The 21,429-nt window shown below is 36.5% G+C and carries 24 protein-coding genes; 16 read left to right on the top strand and 8 right to left on the bottom strand.

Features of this window, described 5'->3' with window-relative positions; genetic code table 11:
* The first annotated feature begins 12 nt into the window (after nt 1-12).
* Nucleotides 13-624 carry a histidine phosphatase family protein gene (locus LDK52_RS16050; RefSeq protein ID WP_277586953.1) on the top strand — a complete coding sequence of 204 codons (612 nt, stop codon included), beginning with the start codon at nt 13-15 and terminating at the stop codon, nt 622-624.
* A gap of 47 nt (nt 625-671) precedes the next feature.
* Here the strand turns inward: LDK52_RS16050 and LDK52_RS16045 are convergent, their stop codons facing one another.
* Nucleotides 672-2,411 carry an ABC transporter ATP-binding protein gene (locus LDK52_RS16045; protein ID WP_277586952.1) on the bottom strand — a complete coding sequence of 580 codons (1,740 nt, stop codon included), beginning with the start codon at nt 2,409-2,411 and terminating at the stop codon, nt 672-674.
* 127 nt (nt 2,412-2,538) lie between these two features.
* On the opposite strand from LDK52_RS16045, the gene LDK52_RS16040 reads away from it, so the two are divergent.
* From LDK52_RS16040 to LDK52_RS16015, 6 genes are all read left to right on the top strand, one after another.
* Nucleotides 2,539-3,984 carry an ABC transporter permease gene (locus LDK52_RS16040; RefSeq protein WP_277586951.1) on the top strand — a complete coding sequence of 482 codons (1,446 nt, stop codon included), beginning with the start codon at nt 2,539-2,541 and terminating at the stop codon, nt 3,982-3,984.
* Nucleotides 3,985-4,003: 19 nt separating this feature from the next.
* Nucleotides 4,004-5,494, top strand: coding sequence for an ABC transporter permease (locus LDK52_RS16035; RefSeq protein WP_277586950.1), 1,491 nt, complete (start codon nt 4,004-4,006; stop codon nt 5,492-5,494).
* 27 nt (nt 5,495-5,521) lie between these two features.
* Nucleotides 5,522-7,333, top strand: a complete 1,812-nt coding sequence (locus LDK52_RS16030; protein WP_277586949.1) for an ABC transporter substrate-binding protein — start codon at nt 5,522-5,524, stop codon at nt 7,331-7,333.
* Nucleotides 7,334-7,489: 156 nt separating this feature from the next.
* Entirely contained in the window at nt 7,490-8,905 is a 1,416-nt protein-coding gene (locus tag LDK52_RS16025) for a vWA domain-containing protein (protein ID WP_277586948.1), read from the top strand.
* A 152-nt stretch (nt 8,906-9,057) separates the two neighbouring features.
* Nucleotides 9,058-10,182, top strand: a complete 1,125-nt coding sequence (locus LDK52_RS16020; RefSeq protein WP_277586947.1) for an NADH-dependent flavin oxidoreductase — start codon at nt 9,058-9,060, stop codon at nt 10,180-10,182.
* A 237-nt stretch (nt 10,183-10,419) separates the two neighbouring features.
* Nucleotides 10,420-11,145: a 3-ketoacyl-ACP reductase gene (locus LDK52_RS16015; protein ID WP_277586946.1), complete on the top strand. Its 726-nt coding sequence runs from the start codon at nt 10,420-10,422 to the stop codon at nt 11,143-11,145.
* A gap of 115 nt (nt 11,146-11,260) precedes the next feature.
* Here the strand turns inward: LDK52_RS16015 and LDK52_RS16010 are convergent, their stop codons facing one another.
* Together LDK52_RS16010 and LDK52_RS16005 are read right to left on the bottom strand one after the other, a co-directional pair.
* The gene (locus tag LDK52_RS16010; RefSeq protein WP_277586945.1) at nt 11,261-11,773 is read right to left on the bottom strand and encodes a DinB family protein; all 513 of its coding nucleotides are present in this window, start codon (nt 11,771-11,773) and stop codon (nt 11,261-11,263) included.
* A 189-nt stretch (nt 11,774-11,962) separates the two neighbouring features.
* On the bottom strand, nt 11,963-12,838 hold the full coding sequence (locus tag LDK52_RS16005) for a LysR family transcriptional regulator (RefSeq protein ID WP_277586944.1): 876 nt from the start codon (nt 12,836-12,838) through the stop codon (nt 11,963-11,965).
* Nucleotides 12,839-12,955: 117 nt separating this feature from the next.
* Between LDK52_RS16005 and LDK52_RS16000 the strand changes: the two genes are divergently transcribed.
* On the top strand, nt 12,956-13,615 hold the full coding sequence (locus LDK52_RS16000) for a YczE/YyaS/YitT family protein (RefSeq protein WP_277586943.1): 660 nt from the start codon (nt 12,956-12,958) through the stop codon (nt 13,613-13,615).
* Between the two features lie 79 nt (nt 13,616-13,694).
* Here LDK52_RS16000 and LDK52_RS15995 read toward each other — a convergent pair whose 3' ends face one another.
* The gene (locus LDK52_RS15995) at nt 13,695-13,868 is read right to left on the bottom strand and encodes a hypothetical protein (RefSeq protein WP_277586942.1); all 174 of its coding nucleotides are present in this window, start codon (nt 13,866-13,868) and stop codon (nt 13,695-13,697) included.
* 536 nt (nt 13,869-14,404) lie between these two features.
* On the opposite strand from LDK52_RS15995, the gene LDK52_RS15990 reads away from it, so the two are divergent.
* The 7 genes from LDK52_RS15990 to LDK52_RS20150 all read left to right on the top strand — a co-directional run bounded on the left by LDK52_RS15990 (nt 14,405) and on the right by LDK52_RS20150 (nt 18,214).
* Entirely contained in the window at nt 14,405-14,647 is a 243-nt protein-coding gene (locus LDK52_RS15990) for a hypothetical protein (RefSeq protein ID WP_277586941.1), read from the top strand.
* Entirely contained in the window at nt 14,648-14,857 is a 210-nt protein-coding gene (locus LDK52_RS15985) for a helix-turn-helix domain-containing protein (protein ID WP_277586940.1), read from the top strand.
* 97 nt (nt 14,858-14,954) lie between these two features.
* Complete coding sequence (locus LDK52_RS15980) at nt 14,955-15,329, top strand: hypothetical protein (protein WP_277586939.1); 375 nt, start codon at nt 14,955-14,957, stop codon at nt 15,327-15,329.
* Nucleotides 15,330-15,384: 55 nt separating this feature from the next.
* Nucleotides 15,385-16,566, top strand: coding sequence for an amidohydrolase (locus tag LDK52_RS15975; RefSeq protein ID WP_277586938.1), 1,182 nt, complete (start codon nt 15,385-15,387; stop codon nt 16,564-16,566).
* Nucleotides 16,567-16,796: 230 nt separating this feature from the next.
* Nucleotides 16,797-17,789, top strand: coding sequence for a Gfo/Idh/MocA family protein (locus tag LDK52_RS15970; RefSeq protein WP_277586937.1), 993 nt, complete (start codon nt 16,797-16,799; stop codon nt 17,787-17,789).
* Between the two features lie 103 nt (nt 17,790-17,892).
* Nucleotides 17,893-18,030 (top strand): hypothetical protein, encoded by a 138-nt coding sequence (locus LDK52_RS15965; protein ID WP_277586936.1) that lies wholly within the window; start codon nt 17,893-17,895, stop codon nt 18,028-18,030.
* The gene (locus LDK52_RS20150; protein ID WP_407081829.1) at nt 18,020-18,214 is read left to right on the top strand and encodes an aldose epimerase family protein; all 195 of its coding nucleotides are present in this window, start codon (nt 18,020-18,022) and stop codon (nt 18,212-18,214) included. Before LDK52_RS15965 ends, LDK52_RS20150 begins: the two co-directional genes overlap by 11 nt.
* A gap of 100 nt (nt 18,215-18,314) precedes the next feature.
* Here LDK52_RS20150 and LDK52_RS15960 read toward each other — a convergent pair whose 3' ends face one another.
* The 3 genes from LDK52_RS15960 to LDK52_RS15950 form a co-directional block, all read right to left on the bottom strand.
* Nucleotides 18,315-19,127, bottom strand: coding sequence for an aldo/keto reductase (locus LDK52_RS15960; RefSeq protein WP_277586935.1), 813 nt, complete (start codon nt 19,125-19,127; stop codon nt 18,315-18,317).
* Between the two features lie 69 nt (nt 19,128-19,196).
* Nucleotides 19,197-20,072, bottom strand: a complete 876-nt coding sequence (locus tag LDK52_RS15955; RefSeq protein ID WP_277586973.1) for a radical SAM/SPASM domain-containing protein — start codon at nt 20,070-20,072, stop codon at nt 19,197-19,199.
* Nucleotides 20,073-20,195: 123 nt separating this feature from the next.
* Nucleotides 20,196-20,843: a hypothetical protein gene (locus tag LDK52_RS15950; protein ID WP_277586972.1), complete on the bottom strand. Its 648-nt coding sequence runs from the start codon at nt 20,841-20,843 to the stop codon at nt 20,196-20,198.
* A 156-nt stretch (nt 20,844-20,999) separates the two neighbouring features.
* Between LDK52_RS15950 and tlp the strand changes: the two genes are divergently transcribed.
* Complete coding sequence (gene tlp / locus LDK52_RS15945) at nt 21,000-21,227, top strand: small acid-soluble spore protein Tlp (protein WP_277586934.1); 228 nt, start codon at nt 21,000-21,002, stop codon at nt 21,225-21,227.
* 106 nt (nt 21,228-21,333) lie between these two features.
* Here the strand turns inward: tlp and LDK52_RS15940 are convergent, their stop codons facing one another.
* Nucleotides 21,334-21,420 (bottom strand): IS3 family transposase, encoded by an 87-nt coding sequence (locus LDK52_RS15940; protein WP_407081798.1) that lies wholly within the window; start codon nt 21,418-21,420, stop codon nt 21,334-21,336.
* Nucleotides 21,421-21,429 lie beyond the last annotated feature (9 nt).

Genomic DNA, 21,429 nt, shown 5'->3' with positions numbered 1-21,429 from the left:
GGGGAGGTACAGGTGGAGTTACTGATAGTGAGACACGGACAATCAGAAGCAGATTTACTAGGAGTGCATGAAGGAAGGGCTGATTTTCCCTTAACTAAATTAGGGGAGCAACAAGCAAAAAGTATGGCAGCATATGTAGCAGAAAATCTCCCACCTGATATTATCCTGACGAGTCCTTTATTAAGAGCAAAAAGCACTGCCGAAACACTACAAAGTTTCGTAGGCTGCGACTTGCTCTTAGAAACGGACTTAATGGAATTTAATAATGGTGTGCTAGCAGGTCTTTCGAGAGAAGAAGCAAGTGTAAAATACCCTTTACCTCCAAAAGGGAGACCTATACATATTCCTATTGAACAGGGTGAATCGGAATTGAGCTTCAGGTTCCGGGCAGAGAAAATTTTTCATAAAATCATGCTAGATTATAAGGCATATAATCGGGTGGCAATTGTCTCTCACGGTGGGTTTATTTCACAGTTCATCAAGGCATTTCTCCAACAACCAAATACTACCGGATATGCATTTGCAACTGGTGATACCGGAATACATTTATTAGAAATAAGTGAGAATGTAAGGGTGATTAGATTTCTAAATAACCAGGAACATCTAAAAGGTGCTAGGTTCTGAATTGTATCAGAACCTAGCACCTTTTATCGCGGAAAGAGCATGTTAGCTTATTTTTTAGGTAGAGCTACCCAATGACCTGGGGATACCTCTACTAACTCAGATTGATTTAATTTGTATTTGTCTGTGTCCAAATTTTCTTCCATAAGAGACCGTTTTTTCTTTGCTTCAATTTTGGGATCAGGAATTGGAATTGCAGCTAATAATGATTTTGTATAAGGGTGTTGAGGATTAGAATATAGCTCCTCGCTTTCTGCAAGCTCTACAATTTTTCCTGCATACATAACTGCTACTCTGTCACTAATATGTTTGACCATCGACAAATCATGCGCAATAAACAAATAGGTAAGTCCCAAACGATGTTGGAGATCCTCTAGTAACTCGACGATTTGTGACTGGATGGAGACATCTAAAGCAGATAAAGGTTCATCACAAACGATAAAATCAGGTTCAACTGCAAGTGCTCGAGCAATTCCAATTCTTTGCCGTTGTCCCCCAGAAAATTCATGTGGATAACGCATTGCATGTTCAGGTTCTAGTCCGACCATCAGGAGTAACTCTTCCACACGCTTTTTTCTTTCTTCATTGTTTTTACTTAAACGATGGATATCTAGAGCTTGCCCGATTATATCCAGTACTTTAAGGCGTGGATTCAAAGAAGAATAAGGGTCTTGAAAGATCATTTGCATATGTCGGCGCATTGTTTTCATTTCATTTTTACTTAGTCTATTTATCGCTAACCCCTGGTATAATACATCGCCATCTGTTGGTTCGTGGAGTCGCAGTATTGCTCTACCAGTTGTAGATTTACCTGAACCTGACTCTCCTACTAACCCTAACGTTTCACCAGGTTTTATGAAAAAGCTAATATCATCGACAGCTTTAAGTACATTTCCTTTTCCAGTATCAAAATGCAGCTTAAGCGAACGTACATCTAGTAACGGATTTCCATCTTCTGTTCCAACAGAACGGAGAGCAGGACGTTTAGGTTTCTTCTTCTGATCTAAACGTGGGAGAGCGTTAAGTAGTTTTTTGGTATATTCATGTTGAGGATTTCCAAAGATTTCTTCCGTTGTACCAGTTTCAACTATTTCCCCATTTTTCATGACGGCAACTCGGTCACACATCCCCGCAACTACACCAAGATCATGTGTAATTAAAATAATGGATGTTCCAAAACGTGTCTGCATATCTTTCATCAGATTTAATATTTGTGCTTGAATCGTGACATCAAGTGCAGTTGTAGGCTCATCTGCAATTAGTAGAGTAGGGCGGCAAGCCAATGCTATTGCAATCATCACTCTTTGACGCATCCCTCCAGAAAATTCATGAGGATACTGAGTGAACCGTTCTTCACTATTTTTAATCCCTACTAACTTTAGTAATTCAATCGCTTGGTTTTTAGCTTCCTTTTTGGAGTACTTTTGATGTTTTATTAGACTTTCAGCTATTTGCTTACCAATTCGAATAGTAGGATTAAGTGAAGTCATCGGGTCTTGGAAGATCATGCTGATATCCTTACCTCGGATACTTTCCATCTCTTTTTCTGACTTATTTATAAGATTTTCCCCGAGAAACTCAATCTCTCCGTTTTTCAATAACGAAGGAGGGGAAGGGAGAAGTCTCATGATGGAACGGGCAGTGACACTCTTTCCGCTACCAGATTCTCCAACAATACCAATAGTTTCTCCTTTTTTCACTTCAAAACTGACACCTCGCACAGCTTCAAATTCTTTGTCGCTGGTTAGAAACGAGATATGTAAATCTTTTACTTTTAGGATCGTCTCCAACGTAAACACCCGCCTAATTATTTTATATGTAAATTTCAATAAATATCATTGACTAAACAATATTTGCTATCTATACTATACAATACCACTAGGAATTATACAATATCAGAAAGGAGGTAAATAGTCGATGGGATTACATAAGGAATCATCGGTCAATTTTGGTTTTGCTGATCATCTTTCTTATGTTTTTGGAAAAATGATGAAGAGGACATCATATAGGTATTTACTACTAATTTTAGGATTCCCATTACATCTTATTGTTTTTCTCTTTTACCGAGTGAAAAGAAAAAATGATACATATTTTACCATTCGCAATAAAATAAATACTTCGTTACAAACCGCAGGGCTTAAAGAAAAATTGATAAGAGATTTTAAAGAACAATACGTTCGTAAACATGCTTTTTTTCAGGAAAAAGTGGATGAACAGGATATGAATAGGGAAGTAGAACGGATTGCACAGGAACGATACTTGAAAATACTTGCGGAAAAAGTTGATGCTGAGTATAAACAGCAGGGTTTTGTGAAGCTCACTTATATTTCATATTTTCAAACTTTAATAAAAAAGCCATTGTTTTTGATAGTATCGCTTATCCCTGGAATACTTATGTATATACTACTATTTTTGTTTAGTAATTTTTTTATAAAGTTTATATTCGAGCGTCTAGTTATGAGTATTTTTGTTATAGCAGGTGTCTCCGTTTTAGTGTTTACCATTTTATATTTGTCTCCTTTTGATCCTGCTGCGAATCTTTTGGGAGAAGCAGCAACAAAGGAACAGATAGCCTCTTTTAATCATACTTATGGTTTGGATCTGCCTTACTTGGCACAATTATGGAATGCTTTAAAAGGAATTTTCACATTTGATCTAGGAGCATCCTTTACTGGAAATGAGGATGTAGCAGCAAGCATTGCTAATAAGTTTCCAATCACTTTAACAATTGCTGTTTTTTCACTTTTGATGGCAATAGTTATTGCAATTCCAGTTGGAATCATATCAGCTACTAGACAAAATACATTTTTAGATTATTCCTTTATGTTTATTGCGTTAATAGGATTGTCTATACCGAATTTCTGGCAGGGCTTAATATTTATATTAAATTTTTCTATTAAAATGCAATGGTTACCTGCTACATATAACCCTCAAAATATGTTGTCGATTATTATGCCAGTTATAGTCTTGGGGACGGGGCTTACTGCTTCTGTTGCAAGGATGACTCGCTCGTCTATGCTAGAAATAATAAATGAAGATTATATTATTACGGCGAAGGCTAAGGGGTTAAATGAACGGCAAGTACTTTGGAAACATGCTATAGGTAATGCAATGATCCCCATCATTACAGTAATTGGTTTGTTGTTTGGAGACATGCTCGGGGGAGCAGCAGTTACTGAGAAAGTTTTCAACATTAGTGGCCTAGGAAGCTATATAGTAGATAAACAATTTATCCCCGACATTCCTGCCATCATGGGTGGAGTAATTTATATTGCTATAACAATTTCGTTAGTAAACGTGCTCATCGATATTTTGTATGCGTTTTTTGACCCTCGCATTCGATCTAAGATGAAGCAACTGTAATTTAGAAGTAGGTGTAGAGGTGAATTCATATAAAAAACATGCTTTAAAGTTGTCTCGGGAGTATACGCAAGCAAACTTTGCATGGGTGCTTTCTTTTGTAGTGTGCCTAATCTTTCTAGTTAATAGCTTCAACTATAAAGAAGGAACGATTAAGTCTTTCGTTTTTACTATATTTCTAGTTTATGCAATTTTCACTATGTATCAGTTATTCCTAACTTGGAAAATTAAAAAGGATCTTTTGAAATTCGGTGACATTCAACCTATTACAAGAAAGTTAGGATATATTCAGCTTCTAAGTATTTTGAGTGCAAATATTTTTACAGCATCATTTGCATTTAACTTGATCAAAAAGAAAAAAACTCCAGAGTACACATTTGCGGTTTTTATGGTATTTACACAGCTGTTCGTTATTGCAGTATCTACATTTAATTTATTTAAACCTTATGTGACTGATACTTTTTTACCTGCAATGGGTGTTCTGGTGGGAATTCTAATTTTTCAAATAGTAACTTTAATTCTTGTATCGAAATATGTACAGGATGAATCTGCACCCTCTTGGTTCCTTATTATTACTATAGTATTAATTATTACTTCGCTAACTGGTAATTTGTTTAATCTGTTACTAGGTATTAGTTTAGTTTTGAAGACTCGCAGCCATGATCGTTCCCGAATTATGAAGTGGAACACGATGTGGAATAAAATTACTCGAAATTCAACAGCTATATTAGGAATGTTCTTCATCATTCTAATGCTTTCTCTATCAGTTTGTAGTAAGTACACATTCGATTATGATATGGCTGTAGAAAATGATTATGGTAGTTTGCTACAGAAACCTAGCTTAGAACATCCTTTTGGAACAGATGATTTTGGAAGGGATCTATTTTCTAGAATTATATTCGGTGCCAGAATATCTCTTCTGGTAGGATTTGCATCTACCATCATTCCACTAATTATTGGTGGTTTTCTTGGCGCAATAGCAGGATATTATACGAAACGTGCGGATAATATTATCATGCGATTACTAGATATTTTGTATGCAATTCCTGGGATTTTGCTAGCTATAGCTATTATTGCTGCATTCGGGGCTAACACGATGAATCTAATATTAGCTCTTAGTGTTGGCGCCATTCCAAGCTATGCACGAACGATGAGAGCTAACGTACTCATGGTATCGAATTATGAATATGTCGATTCTGCACGTGCGCTAGGTTCGTCTGACTTGTCAATTATTTTCAAGCAGATTGTGCCAAATTCACTTGCACCGATGATTGTAAAAGCAACTTTAACTATTGGTGGAGCTGTTATTGCTACGAGTAGCTTAAGTTTCCTTGGGCTTGGGGTAGAACCACATATTCCAGAGTGGGGAAATATTTTAAAAGTAGGAAGTACTTATCTTGAATCACATTCCTATCTAGCGATTATACCGGGGCTAGCAATTATTGGTCTTGTATTATCTTTCAACTTTTTAGGAGATGGGTTACGAGATGCTTTTGATCCAAGAATGGATTAAATAAAACTATTTTAGGAGGAAATGAATATGAAAAAAAGTTTATTGGCAATCCTGTTCACTTTTGTTTTGATATTAGCAGGATGTGTAAATACGAAATCGGACGTTGCGGATAAAGGAAATGATAACAAAGATGTAAAAACGGATAATAGTCCAGTAGCTATTGAACTGTTAGGTATGAGCACTGGGGAAGCGGATATGAACATCGTACGTGACCAACTGATAAAAAATGGTTTTGATGTGAAGTTGAATATCCAACCAGATTACGGTAGCTTTACAGCTCAAAAAGATGCTGGTAACTATGATTTAGCATTGTCTAGCTGGACTACAGTCACAGGAAATCCTGATTACGCAGTACGTTCGCTATTCAAATCAGATGGTGATAATAGTATTATGGCTGATGAAGAAGTGGATAAATTAATTGATCAAGCAAGTACAGAAACGAAAGAAGATTTTACGAAGACATATAAAAAATTAGAACAACATCTCGTATTTGATAAAGCATACATTGCACCTCTATATAACTCATTCAAAGCACAAGGTGTAAATAAAGAAATCTTAAATGTAGATACAGTAAGACTTGCAAAATCACGTGCAAGTGCATGGGAATCTATTGACTTTGCAGATACTTCAAAAAGAGCAACACAACCATTAATCATGCAGCAAGCAATCGGAGTTCTAACATCTTTAGATCCGATTAAAGGAAATGACGGTTCGATTAATACGCTAAATACAAATATGTATGTAAGACTAGTGAATTTAACAGATGATGATAAAGTAGTTTCAGATGGCTCTTTGTCACTTAACCACGCAATCGCAGAGGGAAATCAATCCTATTACTTCCTTCTACGTGACGACATCAACTTTGCTGCTGTTACTAATGAAAAAGCAGTGGATACTGGGGAACGCGTTGGTGCAGATGATGTTGTATTCTCATTAAACCGTGCTAAGGACGAAAAATCTGTACCAGACCATCGCACATACAGCTTACATGAAAGCATGGAAGAAATAGAAGTTGTAACGGACCTAACAGAGCTTGATGTAAAACAATCTGGTAGCGACGTTACCGTAAAAGAAGCACTTGAAGAAGGCTTAGATGCTAAAATCACCGAATTAGTAGAAGACAAAAATACAGCAGATAATAAAGCGGGTAAATATCAAGTAGTGAAAATTACAACCGTAAATCCTTTCCCGCAAGTACTAAATTATTTAGCACATCAATCTGCGGGGATTGTGTCTAAGAAACAAGTAGAAAGTATTAATACGTACGACGTGGAAACATTCGATGTGAATACAGACATTCCTTATGGAGATCAAAACACAGTTACAGAGGGAGCCAAATATAACAATACGTTATATGCAAGTGGACCTTATATCTTGTCACATAAAAATGATTACGAAGCTGTATTTCTAAAGAACCCAGCGTATATGACAGGAACTGAAAATGAAGCGAAGATTTCCAATGTAGCTGTACGTTTCATACAAGATCCGGATAGCGCACTTTCAGCATTGCGTAATGGAGAAATTCATATATTCAACGGAGTGCCAGAAACAAAATATGACCTAGTAGAAGGCGATAGTAAGTTAACCCTTCAAAAAAGTGACAGTAACGCTGTTTCATATCTATTGTTTAACACGGAAAATCGTGAAGTATCAGATAGCGAAGATTTAAGAAAAGCTATTCTGTATTCGATTAACCAAGATGAAATTTTGAATTATTATCAAGGAAACAAAAATAAAGCAGTTTCTACTGTAAGCCCACTTGTTGATACTGGAAATGAGTTAGTTGCAGATCCAGCGAAAGTAAAAGAGTTTTTAGAAGCTTATAATGCAAATAAATAATCATTAATAGGTACCAGTTTCTATGCAAATTTCGATTTGTATTAGGAGCTGGTATTTTTTGTGAAATTTTGTACCTTGAACTCAGTAATCCATTTTTAATGAAACAAATATAGGTTACATACGTATAGAGAGTAATGCGTTAAAAGGAGGTCTTCGATGTTTAGAAAAATTATTCCAGTTGCATTACTGGCTTTGCTTTTCTCGGGCTGTAGCGAAAGTGAAGAAGCTAAGATTACAGAGCAAGTCGAAGAGACGGAGGTAGAAGAAAAACAAGCAGTGGGGAAGACAGAATTTAAGGAAGCGGATTTTAGTGTAATCGACCAAGTGGTAATTCCTACTACAATAGAAGAATTGAAGGATGTCGAGCCTGGATTATTCGCTCTTGACTACACATTAGATTATGAAACTTCTAGCTGGCCCCAAGAAGCTAGAGAACTAAGTACAAAGGAAAAGAAAGAGTTAGAAACTGTGATAGCAGCAGCTGATGACACAGATACAATGTTCCAGGCACTGCGTTATTACTTTGGAAGCAATGTATATAAGGATTTAATAGATAAGCAAATGAACTATGCTGCAGTAATGACCGAGCCGTATTTGCCAAAACCGACTAAGGAGTTTGGAGTTGAGGGTGGGAATCAGGAGGCGGTTCCGACAAAAGCTTTTCTGTTATTGGATGCGAGTTCAAGTATGCTACTCTCTGTGGATGGTAAGCAAAAAATGGGTATAGCCAAAATTGCAGTTAAGCGATTTGCGAAAACTTTAGGAGAAGACAATGAAGTCTCCCTTTATGTGTATGGACACGCAGGAACACAGGAAGATAAAGACAAGCAACTTTCATGTACAAAAATAGATGAAGTATTTCCATTGCAAAATTATAAGGAAAAAGAATTTGATGCTACGGTAGATAATGTGGCTGCCAAAGGATGGACACCACTAGCTGCCGCTATTCAGACTGTTCATGAAGAAAGTAAAAACATGGAAGGTCCATTAACGGTTTATTTTGTTAGTGATGGAGCAGAAACCTGTGATGGAGACCCAGTTAAAGCGGCAAAAGAATTTGCACAGGGTAACGAAAATCGCAAGGTAAATATTATTGGATTTAATGTGGATCAAAAAGGAGAAGACCAGTTAAAAGTGGTAGCTGAAGCAGGAAATGGAGAGTATATTTCTGCTGACAATAGCGAAGAACTAAATAATAGCATTGCAGAAAAATGGGTTTTCCCAAGTATGACAGATGTAGTTTATATTCAGCTCTCAGGGCCAAATGGTTTTGCAGTTTCTAACGCAAAATATTCCATCGGACAACTGTCCATGAAACTAAATAATGCAGTCAACATAGAAAGTAGTCGTTTTAGGGAAATGATTCAATTATTAGTTTCTGAAGAGGTGATTACAAAGGATCAAGGAGAGGAACTTACCGAGAAGGTCAATCAGCATAAAGATCAGCTCCTTGTTAATAATAAACAACTAAAATCCGGCAAAGTTAAAGAGGTCGATGATGAGTATGAACGCATCCACCAAAACATTGATGCTTGGGTGAAGGAAATAGAAAAAATTAGGTCCGAGCAATAAATAAATCCCTGTGTCACACATTATCTTTGAGTGTGTGCGGCATAGGGATCTTTTATGTGGCAGATTGTTGGAAGATTATCGATAAGTTCTGTAGTATTGATATTGATAATACATTGTCCTTCTAAGGAATGGCTAGTAAAGGAGTTAATAAAATGAAGCAAAAATATGAAAAGATATTTCAAAAATTTACGTTTCCATCAGGAGTAGAAGTGAAAAATCGAATAATGGTCGCTCCAATGACTCACTATTCCTCGGAAGAAAATGGAGAAGTTTCTGAAAGAGAGCTAGCCTATTATAAAGAGCGTTCTGGTGGAGTCGGTACATTCATCACCGCCTGTGCATATGTGATCAAAGGTGGTAAAGGATTTCCAGGGCAATTCAGTATAGACGATGATCAATTCCTTCCAGGATTAAAAAAACTAGCGCAAACAATTCAGTCGAATGGAACAAAAGCTATTATACAGATTTATCATGGTGGCAGACAGTCACCGCCACAACTACTGCCAGATCAACAACCAGTCTCGGCAAGTGCAATTGCTTCAGAACGAGATGGCGCAATAGTTCCGAGAGCGATGACAGAGGATGAAATTAATAAGACCATACAAGCTTTTGGAGATGCTACTAGAAGAGCAATAGAAGCAGGCTTTGATGGAGTAGAAATCCATGGGGCGAACACTTATTTATTGCAGCAATTCTTCTCGCCTCATTCTAATAGAAGAGAAGATCAATGGGGCGGATCCCTTGATAATCGGATGAAGTTTCCTTTAGCAATCGTAGATTCTGTCAAAAAAGCAATACAGGAACACGCAAAATCTCCATTTATCATTGGTTACCGTATTTCTCCAGAAGAGGGTAGTAATCCAGGAATTCAATTGGAAGATACACTTCAACTTGTCGATAAGCTGGCAGATCAAGGATTAGATTATTTACATGTGTCTGTTAATCATTTTTGGAATGGCTCCTTCCGCGAAGAAGATAAAACGCAGTCAAGAATCATTAAGGTACATGAAAAAATAGGGAATCGTACACCTGTAGTTGGGGTAGGTTCATTGCATACACCTGATGAAGTGGTAGAAGCACTCGAAACAGGAGTCCCATTCGTTGCGTTAGGTCGTGAATTACTAATGGAACCGAAGTGGATCGAGAAAGTCCAAGCGGGTGGGGAAGATCAAATACGTAAAACGCTTTCTAGACATGCTCAGGAGGAATTAGTCATTCCAGATCCATTATGGGATAGACTAATGAATGTAAAAGGCTGGTTACCAGTAGAAGACTAAAAAGGGCCGAGAAAAGTGATAATCACTTCTCTCGGGTCTTTTGCTTGCAGAATAATAGTAAGTATATAAAAGTATCTAGTGAATACTGGGTTCATGGGACTTTAAAATTAATAAAAATGTGGTTGACGAATAACGAAAAGCTTTTATGATTTTACTAGTGGAGTTGGCTAATTGGAGTTTTCCATTTTAGAGGATTATGATAGTAAGAGAATATTAAATACAAAGGAGTTGCTAAACATGGGACAATCATTAACAGGTAAAGTAGCATTTGTAACGGGTGCAGGAAGAGGTATTGGCGAAGCTATAGCTATTGCTTTGGCAAAAGAAGGAGTAAATGTTGGATTACTTGCAAGAACAGAGGAAGCGTTAAAGGATGTAGCGAAGGAAATAGATGGCTTAGGTGTTAAAGTCGCTTATGCAGCAGCAGATGTTTCTTCATTAGAACAAGTGCAGCAAGCAATTGAAAAATTAACGAATGAATTAGGCACAGCCGATATATTAATAAACAATGCAGGAATTGGCGGCTTTGAGAAACTAGTTGATACGGATCCTTTGGGGTGGAAGAAGATTATTGATGTTAACTTAATGGGTACTTATTATGTAACTCATACAGTGCTTCCACAATTGATCGAAAAAAATGGAGGAGATATTATTAATATTTCTTCTACAAATGGATTAAACGGAGCACCTGGTTCAAGTGCTTATAGTGCATCTAAATTTGGTGTTATTGGACTAACAGAATCATTGGCTCAAGAAGTTCGCCGAAATAATATACGGGTGACAGCACTGACTCCAAGTACAGTAGTAACTGAGCTTGCTATAAATTCATCTTTAGTAGATAAAGATAAAGTCGACCAATTTATGCAACCAGAAGACATTGCCGATTTCATCATTTCACAATTAAAATTGAATCCAAGAATTTACGTGAAAACAGCAAGTCTATTAGCGACAAATCCTTTCTAAATTACTATAGTTTTTTCACAAAATTAGACCCGTTACCGCTTTATTGGTATGGGTCTTTTATTATTTCACATAGTTAAAAATTCTTTTTCCCCTTACTTAAGCAGGAATCTGTTTATTAATTCTTCGCATCTAAAAGTAATTTAATCTCTTTTATTTGTTCTATGTGTCGCTGTTCATGCAAATATACCTGTTCAATCCATTGGTCAAGTGGTAATTCACCTAAAGCAGGATGCTTTATTGATCTTTCCGTCAATATCGATTTATCCTCCATCGTGCTAAGAAAGGTCAGAAAATTTTCTCTCGAATTGTTTAACAAATCAATGATTGACTCAAATTCAAATGGTTCTACATCTGGTTCAACGATCTCGGGAGCTTTAAACTTATTCGTTCGATCCAAAATAAGTTGAACGTTTTTACGTTCTGTTTGCGTATTATCAACCTTTTTTAATCCCCATGCAATAGCCTTTATTGTTGCTTGTTCCGCTAAAACTAAGTGATGACAAACTTGTGCTATACTCCACATATCGATACTAAGCCTATAATTAAATTGGGAATAACTTAATGAAGCAACCTCCTTTATTAAGTTATTTCTCGTTTCATACAGATTATCATTTACTAAATTACGCATGAAATTCTCCCTTCACCAAAAAGTAAATATCTAAGTTTCTATTCTGTATATATGCTCCACGAAGAAAAGTATTCTTTTACTATCCAGCTTTCGTTTATTTCTCGCATTTCACCATTCCAGTGCCAAAACTCTAAAAAAAATTTATTATTATCAACATAGAATATAATTTCTATACCTTGCTAAGCCTTATTAATCTACTATATCCCAAAATTGACCGGCTACTTTTGAAGTAGGTGCATCTTTTAGTTTTAAGATGACAGGTTCCACATTATGACTAAATTCTTTCAATTCAAATAGTGTTAGGTTTTCTAAAAAAGTAGATGCATAATCCATGCTTGGAATGATGGATACTCCCAAACCTTTACTGACAAGTGTTGCTACCATGGATATATCCTTACACTCGATTATAATATTTGGTTCTATATGATGTTCTTCAAACGCTTTACGTATATCTCCATGAAAAGAATGGCCTTCCATCGCTCCCAACATGATGAAGGGTAATTTGGCAATTTGTTTAAATGTTACGTGTTGGTGTGAAAATGGTGTAGCCCAGCTAGTTGGGACAATTACGACATAAGGTTGTTTTTTTAATATTTTCATCTCATAGTGCTCGCTATTGCTTAGACGTAAAAGGAATGCAAGATCTATTTCTCTTTGTTCGAGTCGTTTTAATAATTCTTCAGAGTTACCGTTAATAATACTGATTTTGACGTTTGGAAATTGTGTTCTATACATGCTAATATAGTCGATCAGCATATTCGAGCATGCGGAAGAAACACCAATACGTACAGTTCCAGCTACACCTTGCTCTATTTCTTGAATTCTTTGTTTCACATCCTGCATTTGCATAATCATTTGATCCGCATATCGATATAATATTTCCCCTGTTTCAGTCAGTTCCCATTTTTTACGATACCGATGGATTAGAGTTGTGCCAAGCTCTGTTTCTAGTTTTTTTAAGAGTTGACTGAGTGGTGGCTGTGCGATATGAAGTGCTTCTGCAGCTTTAGAAATGCTGGACTGTTTTACAATTTCTCTAAAGTAATGTAATTGTCGAATATCCATTTATGCACCTCTGTTTATATGTATTTTCATATGAATAGTTTATCATATATATATTTTTCATATCTTAAATGCAGTGTTAAGATAAATAGGAGATTAGAAAAGGAAGCGAAGCTATATATGGATCATAAGAATGTTACAATAAGGCGCCTTGTTTTATACGTTGGTGGCTTATTTTTATTGACACTTGGTGTTAGTTTGTCTATTCAGGCAGGGCTTGGTGTATCACCAGTTTCTTCTTTGGCATATGCACTAGTGTTAACGTCAGGATTATCAATCGGAATTACCACAGTTCTTGCAAATATTTTATTTATTGTAGTGCAAATCATTTTAAACAAACGTATTGATATTAAAGATTTAATACTTCAGCTACTTATTTCGGTTGTGTTTGGATTCTTTATGGACTCCACATTATTCCTCGTACAACTACTACCACCGCCTGAATCAATCGTATTACGATGTGTCTATCTAATTATTAGTTTATTTGTCGTATCGGCCGCATTAATCGGGTATTTTACTGCAAAACTTCCACTGATGCCCTATGATGCTTTAACTTATGTTATAAGCGAACGGTTCAAAATCAAATTTAGTAAAGCAAAAATAATGAGTGATTTACTAAATGTTATTATCTCAGCAGCCATTGGGTTAGTTTTCATACAGTCATTTGGATCAATTGGCATAGGAACAATAGTTGCTGCTTATTTTATAGGGAGAATTTTAGGTTGGATGATATCACGATATCAAAAAGCATTACAACAATGGGTATATCAAAATGAATAATAAGAACGTATAGGTGTAAAATATAATGTACAAAAAATGGACACAACGCATTGTTGTGTCCGTTTTTGACATCTTAGATTTAGTAAGATCTATCCCTCTCACTCATATCACGTCGATTTGGAGACATTGACCCTTGCTTCGGTGTTAAAAAACCAAGCTCGGCTAACTCTAGAGAAATCTCTTCTTTCTTACTATTTGGTCGTTTCGCCATAGAACCTCTTTTATTAGCCCTTGGATGAGTACCATTTTTCATAAGAAAACCCCTCTCGACGATTTTTTTGATGCCCACTTAATATGGTTTGAAAAACAGAAAAAATGTATATATATTTGATAAAGTACGCACTAATAAAGTATCAAAATTCCCCTTGATAAATTCCCTTCCAAGAAAAAATTTCGCTTTAACACGAATCGTGTAATCTTTATATTTAAAGAGATATAATAGAGGATATCTCAAAAGTAGCAACAAAAAAGGGTTAGGTGATGACTTGTGTGGATGAACAACAAAATGACTTTCATCTTCGAATAAAAAAATCGGTTATGTAGTACCCTCGTTGAATCGGGGAATCGAAATTGTTTTAGTAATCGATGGGGAACTTAAGGTTGAAACAAGAAATTGGATAAATCAACTAAAGGATAAGGACTTGCTCATCATTAATCGAAATGAGCTTTTGAAAAGGAAGGAAATAAACAAAATAGCGTTCTCCGGTTTTTCATTTCAGATCATATATGGATCAGTTTTATGGAGAATATAGGAATCGGTGTTTTGAATGTTTTTCAGGTGATATCGATATGGGGAGAGAAATTTTACTCGACCAGCTTAGGACATTCTTTGGCGAATTGGTGATTACCTATTATGAAGAAATCTATACAATTGAAATGCAACGACTCACAAGTGAAGTTCTATTAATCCTTATTCGCCGTTTTAAGGAAGAAGGAAGTGTATTTGAAAAGATAAATACAGAGGATCAACGAATTAGTCAAATCGTTGATTATTTGGAGGAGTATTTTCATGAGCCAGTTACACTAGAGTAGATGGCTCACAAAACATTTGTGTCTCCAGGTTACTACTTATCCCACTATTTTAAGAAGGTAATGGACATGGGTTTTAGTCGGTTTCTTATGAATATTCGACTTAAACAAAGTGTGAAGGATTTACTCTATACAAAGGATTCGATTTCTTCTATTGCCATGAAAAGTCGTTTTCCAAATACAAAGTCATTTGCAGACCAGATCATGTCTTGATGATACGAGAGTTAAAAGAAATTTTACGAGAAGATGTAAGAGAGCAGGTACTAACGGAAAAGATGAACTACGACTCAATTTCATCGGCATTCGAAACTTGATATGTAATACCATATTTCTTCCAACTGTAGAAACAGACGAACTTATTTCTACTTCTTCTCCTTACTTTACAGCAGATCTTGCTATTAACTTTTTAAAGAAGCATGAGCTATCTATATTTAGCCATGTTGACTATCAAGATATATCAATGGATGAAGACCCATATTTCATCAAACTGAACGGGTTTTTACATCATTGTTTGTTAGTGTATGGTGAGGCCTATGTGATTAAATGGCATATTCTTTACTACGAGTTCTATTATTCTGCGGTCGATGTGAAAGAGCTACAACGTATTTATGAAAAGCTTCATCATACATTGAAAAAAGTAGTTCCGAATACACAAGTTGGCGTGTATATACCTTTTTCAAGATAAAAAGAAAGGACAAGCGATCAACACGCTTGGCTGCTTCAGAAAGCGGGAATTCGTTATGAAAGACAAATTAATGGAAATATTGGATGAACGAAAAGATGAAATGATTCAAATTCGCCGTTTTTTACATGAAAATCCTGAATTATCATTTAAAGAAGAAAAAACGGCTCAATATATTGCTGACTTTTACAAAGGAAAAGACGTTAATGTACAAACAAATGTCGGCAATGGTTACGGAATTATTGTAACTATAAAAGGTGAAAAACCAGGAAAAACAATTGGTTTGCGTGCAGATTTTGATGCACTTCCAATTGTCGAAGAAACACCTGTCCCCTTCAAGTCGAAAACAGAGGGTGTCATGCATGCATGTGGACATGATGGTCATACGGCCTACTTGTTAGTTCTTGCCGATTGTTTAATTCAACTGAAATCCGAACTCGCAGGAACTATTAAAATCATTCATCAGCATGCGGAAGAAGTTCCACCAGGTGGAGCAAAAAGCATTGTAGAATCTGGGTTGTTGGATGATCTAGATGAAGTGTTTGGAATTCACCTACTACCAATTGCACCTGCTGGCGTGGTTGGTTACAACAAAGGCTATGTGTTCAACGGTAGAGCTTATATGAAACTAAAAATACAAGGCCGAGGTGGACATGGTTCTTCTCCTCACTTGGCAAATGATGCAATAGTTGCGGGTGCTCATTTTGTAACTGCAGTTCAAACCATCGTAAGCCGCCGTTTAAGTCCATTTGAAATTGGAGTAATTACAATTGGATCGTTTGATGGAGCAGGTACCTTTAATGTTATTAAAGATAGTGTCGAGCTTGAAGGTGATATCCGTTACATGACGGTTGAAACGAAAGCAACGATTGAACGTGAAGTAAGACGTCTTGTCAAAGGACTGGAAGAAGAGTTTGACGTAACTTGTGAACTTACGTATACACCAGACTATCCACCTTTGTACAATAATCCTGAACTTACAGAAAAAGTGGCGGAAGCATTGAAAAATGCGAATGTAAAAGAAATTACTGAAGTAAAAGAAGTCCCACCAATGGCACCATCGGAAGACTTTGCCTACTATGCAGAAAAATTCCCTGCTTGTTTCTTCTATATCGGATGTACACCAAAAGGCGTTGAAAAACCATTCTTCAACCATCATCCAAAATTTGATATCGACGAGGATGCACTATTAGTTGCAGCGAAAGCAGTCGGACAAGTTGTTTGCAGTATGCAAGAATAACATATTAGAGTCGTTCAAAAGAACCTTTTGAACGACTCTTTTGCGACTAATTGAATTCAAAGGAGAAAGGAGGGATAGCATTGATATGGGACATTCTAAATATCATTGCTTCATGATGAAGGCTGCGGCACAATCGTAAAGGAACTATTGAAGGATTTTACAGGTAATATAGCGAATATGGAAGGGATGAATTTTTAGTGGAATATGCACAAGTAAAGGTGGATGATTAGATGGGGAAAATTCGGTGGGGAGTATTAAGTACAGCGAATATAGCACAGCAACAAGTAATACCCGCAATTGGCAGAGCAAGTAATGCGGAGCTAATTGCTATTTCGAGTCGAGGAAGTCAAGTACATCCAGTAGCTTCCAAATTCGGTATCTCTAAAGCTTATGAAAGCTATGAAGAGCTTCTTCAAGATCCTGATATTGAAGCTGTTTACATTCCTCTTCCTAATCATTTACATAAGGAATGGGTATTTAAAGCTGCTAAACAAGGAAAGCATATACTATGCGAAAAGCCAGTTGCGTTAACAGCCTTGGAAGCAGAAGAAATGGTAGAAGTATGTCATGAAAGCAATGTAAAATTCATGGAAGCCTATATGTATCTGTTGCACCCACAGCATCAGCGTGTGAAAGAAATTATAACATCAGGGGAAATTGGGGACATAAAGCTTATTAAATCGAGTCATTCCTTTCACTTACAATCACGTGTTGATAAATTTAGAATGGACAAAGAAATGGGTGGAGGTTCTCTTTATGACGTTGGTTGTTATAGCATCCATGTCATACGCTATTTATTAGATTCCGAGCCAATTTCTGTTCAATGCTTTGCGGAACTAGATCCTGAAACTGGCGTAGATATGAGTTCATTTGGATATTTGAACATGGGTAGAGGAATTCGAGCTATGTTTGACTGCAGTTTTGATATGACCGGAAGAAATGAATATGAAGTAATAGGTACAAAAGGCACGATCAAAGCACCCTTTGCCTTTCGACCAGATAATAACGGGGGAGTGGGAAAAGTTATTACTCAAGTCGCAGATATAATCCGTGAAGAAAATATATACGGGGATCTATATCGACTAGAAGTGGAGCATTTTTCGGATGTAATACAAACGAATGGTGATCCGGAAATTACAGGAATTTCTACTATTAATAATATGCAAGTAATAGAGGCTTGTTATCAATCTATACAAACAGGTGAACTCGTAGAGATAAAGTAATATAGGAGAGGATTGGATTGCTGAGTGTTAGTGCAAGAGAAACTTTTTGGGTTTATAGACGGTCTGCCGGTTACATTATTTACAGTAAGAAATAATAACGGTTTTGAGAAAAAGTCGTAAAATTGCTGATGGAGCAGCTTCTGATCACGCGCAAAATATATTAATCGGCAACGGTTACGACCATCCATTTTTACTGAAAGAAAATGGACTTAGAGAAATGGTATTAACAGATGACCCGTAAACTGGTAGTAAAAACGACAGAGTCTGCGGTTGTTCTCTATACAGGAAATAACTTAGGTAACTCTGAAATAATGAGAGGCGTACAACTAAGAGACTATTTAGGTTTATGCCTGGAAACGCAAGGTCCACCTGATTCTATTCATCATCCCCATCTTTCAGTCTTCAATTCTGCGAGCAGAGGATGAGTACAATACTACAACAATTTATTCTTTCGAAGTTATAGCAGAAGAATAATACATGAAAAAAGCCGGAAGAAGTTTAGACACTTCTTCCGGCTTTTTTCTATTAGAATTGAATTTCGTCTGGGTCAGGACCCATGCGAACATTTGTAGCTAGTTTAGCAATTGCGTCCATATCTTCAGACGATAATTTGAAGTCAAAGACATTAAAGTTTTCTTGAATACGACTAGGAGTAATCGATTTTGGTAAAGCAACTCGTCCTAATTGTAAGTGCCAGCGAAGCACAATTTGTGATGGAGACTTCCCATATTTTTCAGCCAACTGGTGGAATAAATCAAAATCCAAGAATTTCCCTTGCATAAGAGGGCTCCAAGCTTCTACATGAATACCTTTGTCGGATAAATAATTCACATAGTTCTGCTGTGGTAATTGGGGGTGTAGCTCGATTTGATTGATCATAGGCGTCATCAATCCAGCTGCCTCTAATTGCTCCAAGTGATGTTCTTTGAAGTTAGATACACCAATTGACTTTATTTTTCCTTCATTGTACAGCTCAAGCAGTGCACGCCAAGCTTCCACAATACCGTCAACTGGCCAATGGATTAAGCATAAATCTAGATAGTCCGTGTTTAAACGGTTAAGGGACTCTTGAAATGCTTCTTTTGTACGGCCTGCACGAACGTCATCGTTCCAAATTTTTGAAGTTAGGAAGATATCTTCACGAGCCACACCAGAAGCAGCAATTCCTTTTGCCACTCCTTCTTCGTTACCGTAAGTAGCTGCGGTATCAATATGACGATAGCCCACGCGAAGAGCCTCTTCTACAGCAGCTGGAGCTTCTGTTTCGTTATCAACTTGCCAAACACCAAAACCAATTTGAGGGATTTTCAATCCATTACTAAGTGTTAGAAATTCCATGTATATATCTCTCCTCTCTAAAAATATAATATTACCATTCGGATTCTTTTGTATCCAACAATAAGTGCATCAAACACCAAATCTCTGTCTATATCCACATTTTCTGCACATTTCTTCAACAGCTTCTCTTCTTGTAAATCCATCATACAAATTATTCGCTCGTTCACTCTCAATAATGTTTGAGAATGAATCATTATGGATATTCCCTAGGTCAATCACACCTTCTCCATCTAGACAGCATGGTACGACGGTTCCATCTACAAGGATAGCTGCTTGGTTTCGAAGAGCATGGCAGAATCCTTTTCCATTATCCTCTGGAGCAAGTAAACTTGGCCACTGAAACTCATGGTCCTGATTCAAATAGATATTATGGGCAATTTTTATCCCTTTACCTGGTTGTACTTTTTCTTCAATATTAAAATCTAGATTGTATTCATTTTCAAGTATTTCCAATGTTTCACGATTTCTACGCTGTGCATCTTCTGAAACCTCATCCCTCTGTAAGTTCCATAACCGATAGGAATTAATAATATTATGTTCCTTGGCTTCTCGTACAAAATCTAGAATATCTCCTAAATATTTTTCGCGATTTTCGGATCCTTCATGACCATCGAAACTATGTAAAGAGAAATTGATTTGGCGAAGTGCTGGTTTCCCTAACAGTTTATGTCTATTTTTATTGATAAGCGTACCGTTTGTCGTAATATTGACTTTAAAACCCTTGGCATGACTAGCGTCTAATAATTGGTCGACCCGCGGATGTAAAAGGGGTTCACCTTTCACATGGAGGTAAATATATTTTGTATGTGGTCGTATTTCATCCAATGTTTTATTAAATGCATCCAGTTTGAGAATATTCTTTGCTCTACTTGTCGGTGGACAGAAGCTACAAGCAAGATTACAAACGCTAGTAATTTCAATATACATTTTTTTGAAGGTTTTCAAGTTATGTTCTCCATTTCCATTTATAATTACTTTCATCTTATCAGAATATCTCTTTAAGTGATTAGTTTTTGAGTACAATAAAACACCCCCAACTGGCGACTTGTCCAATTGAGAGTGCTAATATTAAAGGTCTATAATTTCATCATATCCGACCAGGCTATCCATATGGCTGGCGATCATCGCGATAATAGTACTGGCTTCATCTTTTTTATAAGTAAAGGTACTTTCATCCTCGAGCACCTCATCGTCTACCCAAACTCGATTCACTCTACGGAGAACGCCATCGCCATTGGAACTGTCTACCCCGAACTGATAAGTTACTTCAATTTTATCATCAATTAGAAATGCTGTGACCTCCGGAGTTTCCCATTCCACATCAATTTCTTCAATCGTGATTTCATCATCGTCATCGTATTCTTCGTCATCATCATCCAAATAAACCAATTCACTATCACTATCGTGTGTAAGAAACTCGTGAAAGCTTTCATGAACAGCATCTATAATATCCGTAATATCATCCAATATTATTCTAGTTGCTTGGAGAAGTTCAATATCGAAGCTTTCTACATAGAACTCTTCGTTATATGGATCAAACAGAATGGTACAAAAATAGTCACGTGCCTCTTCATCAGTACTAACAAAAAATTCAATTCTTGGGTGTTTAGAAGCGCGATTAATATTCATATGACCTACTTGGTCATACTCCTCGCAAATCGAATTCAAGTGATCCTGTAGCTCTTCTGTAACTCTGTCAAACCATTCTGTAGTAATAACCATTACCGCCCTTCATCATTTTCTTCTACTATCTTGTCCCAATATGAAGATATTATTCCAGGAAATAAAAGAAAAACTTAAACCAGCGAATTTTTTTTCGAAGTTAGGGAAGAATAATTTGAGTATGATAAAAAAATTCAAGGAGGAATAAAAGTGACTGAGAACAATAAGCCGAAACCAGATGATCGATCAGATAATTTGAAAAAGTTAAAGAAAATGGTGAATAATACGAAGGAAAATATGGAGGCTGCCGAAGAAACAATGGAACACACTACCGGCAATGATCGAGAAGCTATCCGAGAGAAAAATGAACGCCGAAAAGAAAGTATCGAAGGTTTTCGAAGAGAAATTTTAGACGAAGCAGAAGCGCGTAAGAAGTAAAAAAAGTACAACTGCATAAGATAAGACAGATATAAAAAAGAAGACCTATTGATCTTTGAACTGAGCCCTATAAAGTAGACAACTTAATAAAAAGAGAGTTTGTAGTTTAGACTGCGATGAGATGGTTTCGGTATGCTTCCGGAGCCATCTTTTTTAAATCCCATTGCTTTCGTTCTGAGTTGTAATAATCTATATAATTTCC

Origin of the sequence: Psychrobacillus antarcticus (genome assembly GCF_029533155.1) — a bacterium.
Taxonomy (GTDB): Bacteria; Bacillota; Bacilli; order Bacillales_A; family Planococcaceae; genus Psychrobacillus; species Psychrobacillus antarcticus.
Note: the sequence above shows the minus strand (reverse complement) of the source record. Positions and strands in the feature narration are given on the sequence as shown.

Bases quoted from the DNA above. Each gene is read 5' to 3' on its own strand.
- LDK52_RS16005 (WP_277586944.1), bottom strand. From the start codon at position 12,838: ATGGATATTCGACAATTACATTACTTTAGAGAAATTGTAAAACAGTCC.
- LDK52_RS16000 (WP_277586943.1), top strand. From the start codon at position 12,956: ATGGATCATAAGAATGTTACAATAAGGCGCCTTGTTTTATACGTTGGT.
- LDK52_RS15990 (WP_277586941.1), top strand. From the start codon at position 14,405: ATGGGGAGAGAAATTTTACTCGACCAGCTTAGGACATTCTTTGGCGAA.
- LDK52_RS15970 (WP_277586937.1), top strand. From the start codon at position 16,797: ATGGGGAAAATTCGGTGGGGAGTATTAAGTACAGCGAATATAGCACAG.
- LDK52_RS16025 (WP_277586948.1), top strand. From the start codon at position 7,490: ATGTTTAGAAAAATTATTCCAGTTGCATTACTGGCTTTGCTTTTCTCG.
- LDK52_RS16040 (WP_277586951.1), top strand. From the start codon at position 2,539: ATGGGATTACATAAGGAATCATCGGTCAATTTTGGTTTTGCTGATCAT.
- LDK52_RS16030 (WP_277586949.1), top strand. From the start codon at position 5,522: ATGAAAAAAAGTTTATTGGCAATCCTGTTCACTTTTGTTTTGATATTA.
- LDK52_RS15995 (WP_277586942.1), bottom strand. From the start codon at position 13,868: ATGAAAAATGGTACTCATCCAAGGGCTAATAAAAGAGGTTCTATGGCG.
- LDK52_RS20150 (WP_407081829.1), top strand. From the start codon at position 18,020: ATGACCCGTAAACTGGTAGTAAAAACGACAGAGTCTGCGGTTGTTCTC.
- LDK52_RS15985 (WP_277586940.1), top strand. From the start codon at position 14,648: ATGGCTCACAAAACATTTGTGTCTCCAGGTTACTACTTATCCCACTAT.
- LDK52_RS16010 (WP_277586945.1), bottom strand. From the start codon at position 11,773: ATGCGTAATTTAGTAAATGATAATCTGTATGAAACGAGAAATAACTTA.
- LDK52_RS16015 (WP_277586946.1), top strand. From the start codon at position 10,420: ATGGGACAATCATTAACAGGTAAAGTAGCATTTGTAACGGGTGCAGGA.
- LDK52_RS16020 (WP_277586947.1), top strand. From the start codon at position 9,058: ATGAAGCAAAAATATGAAAAGATATTTCAAAAATTTACGTTTCCATCA.
- LDK52_RS15975 (WP_277586938.1), top strand. From the start codon at position 15,385: ATGAAAGACAAATTAATGGAAATATTGGATGAACGAAAAGATGAAATG.
- LDK52_RS15960 (WP_277586935.1), bottom strand. From the start codon at position 19,127: ATGGAATTTCTAACACTTAGTAATGGATTGAAAATCCCTCAAATTGGT.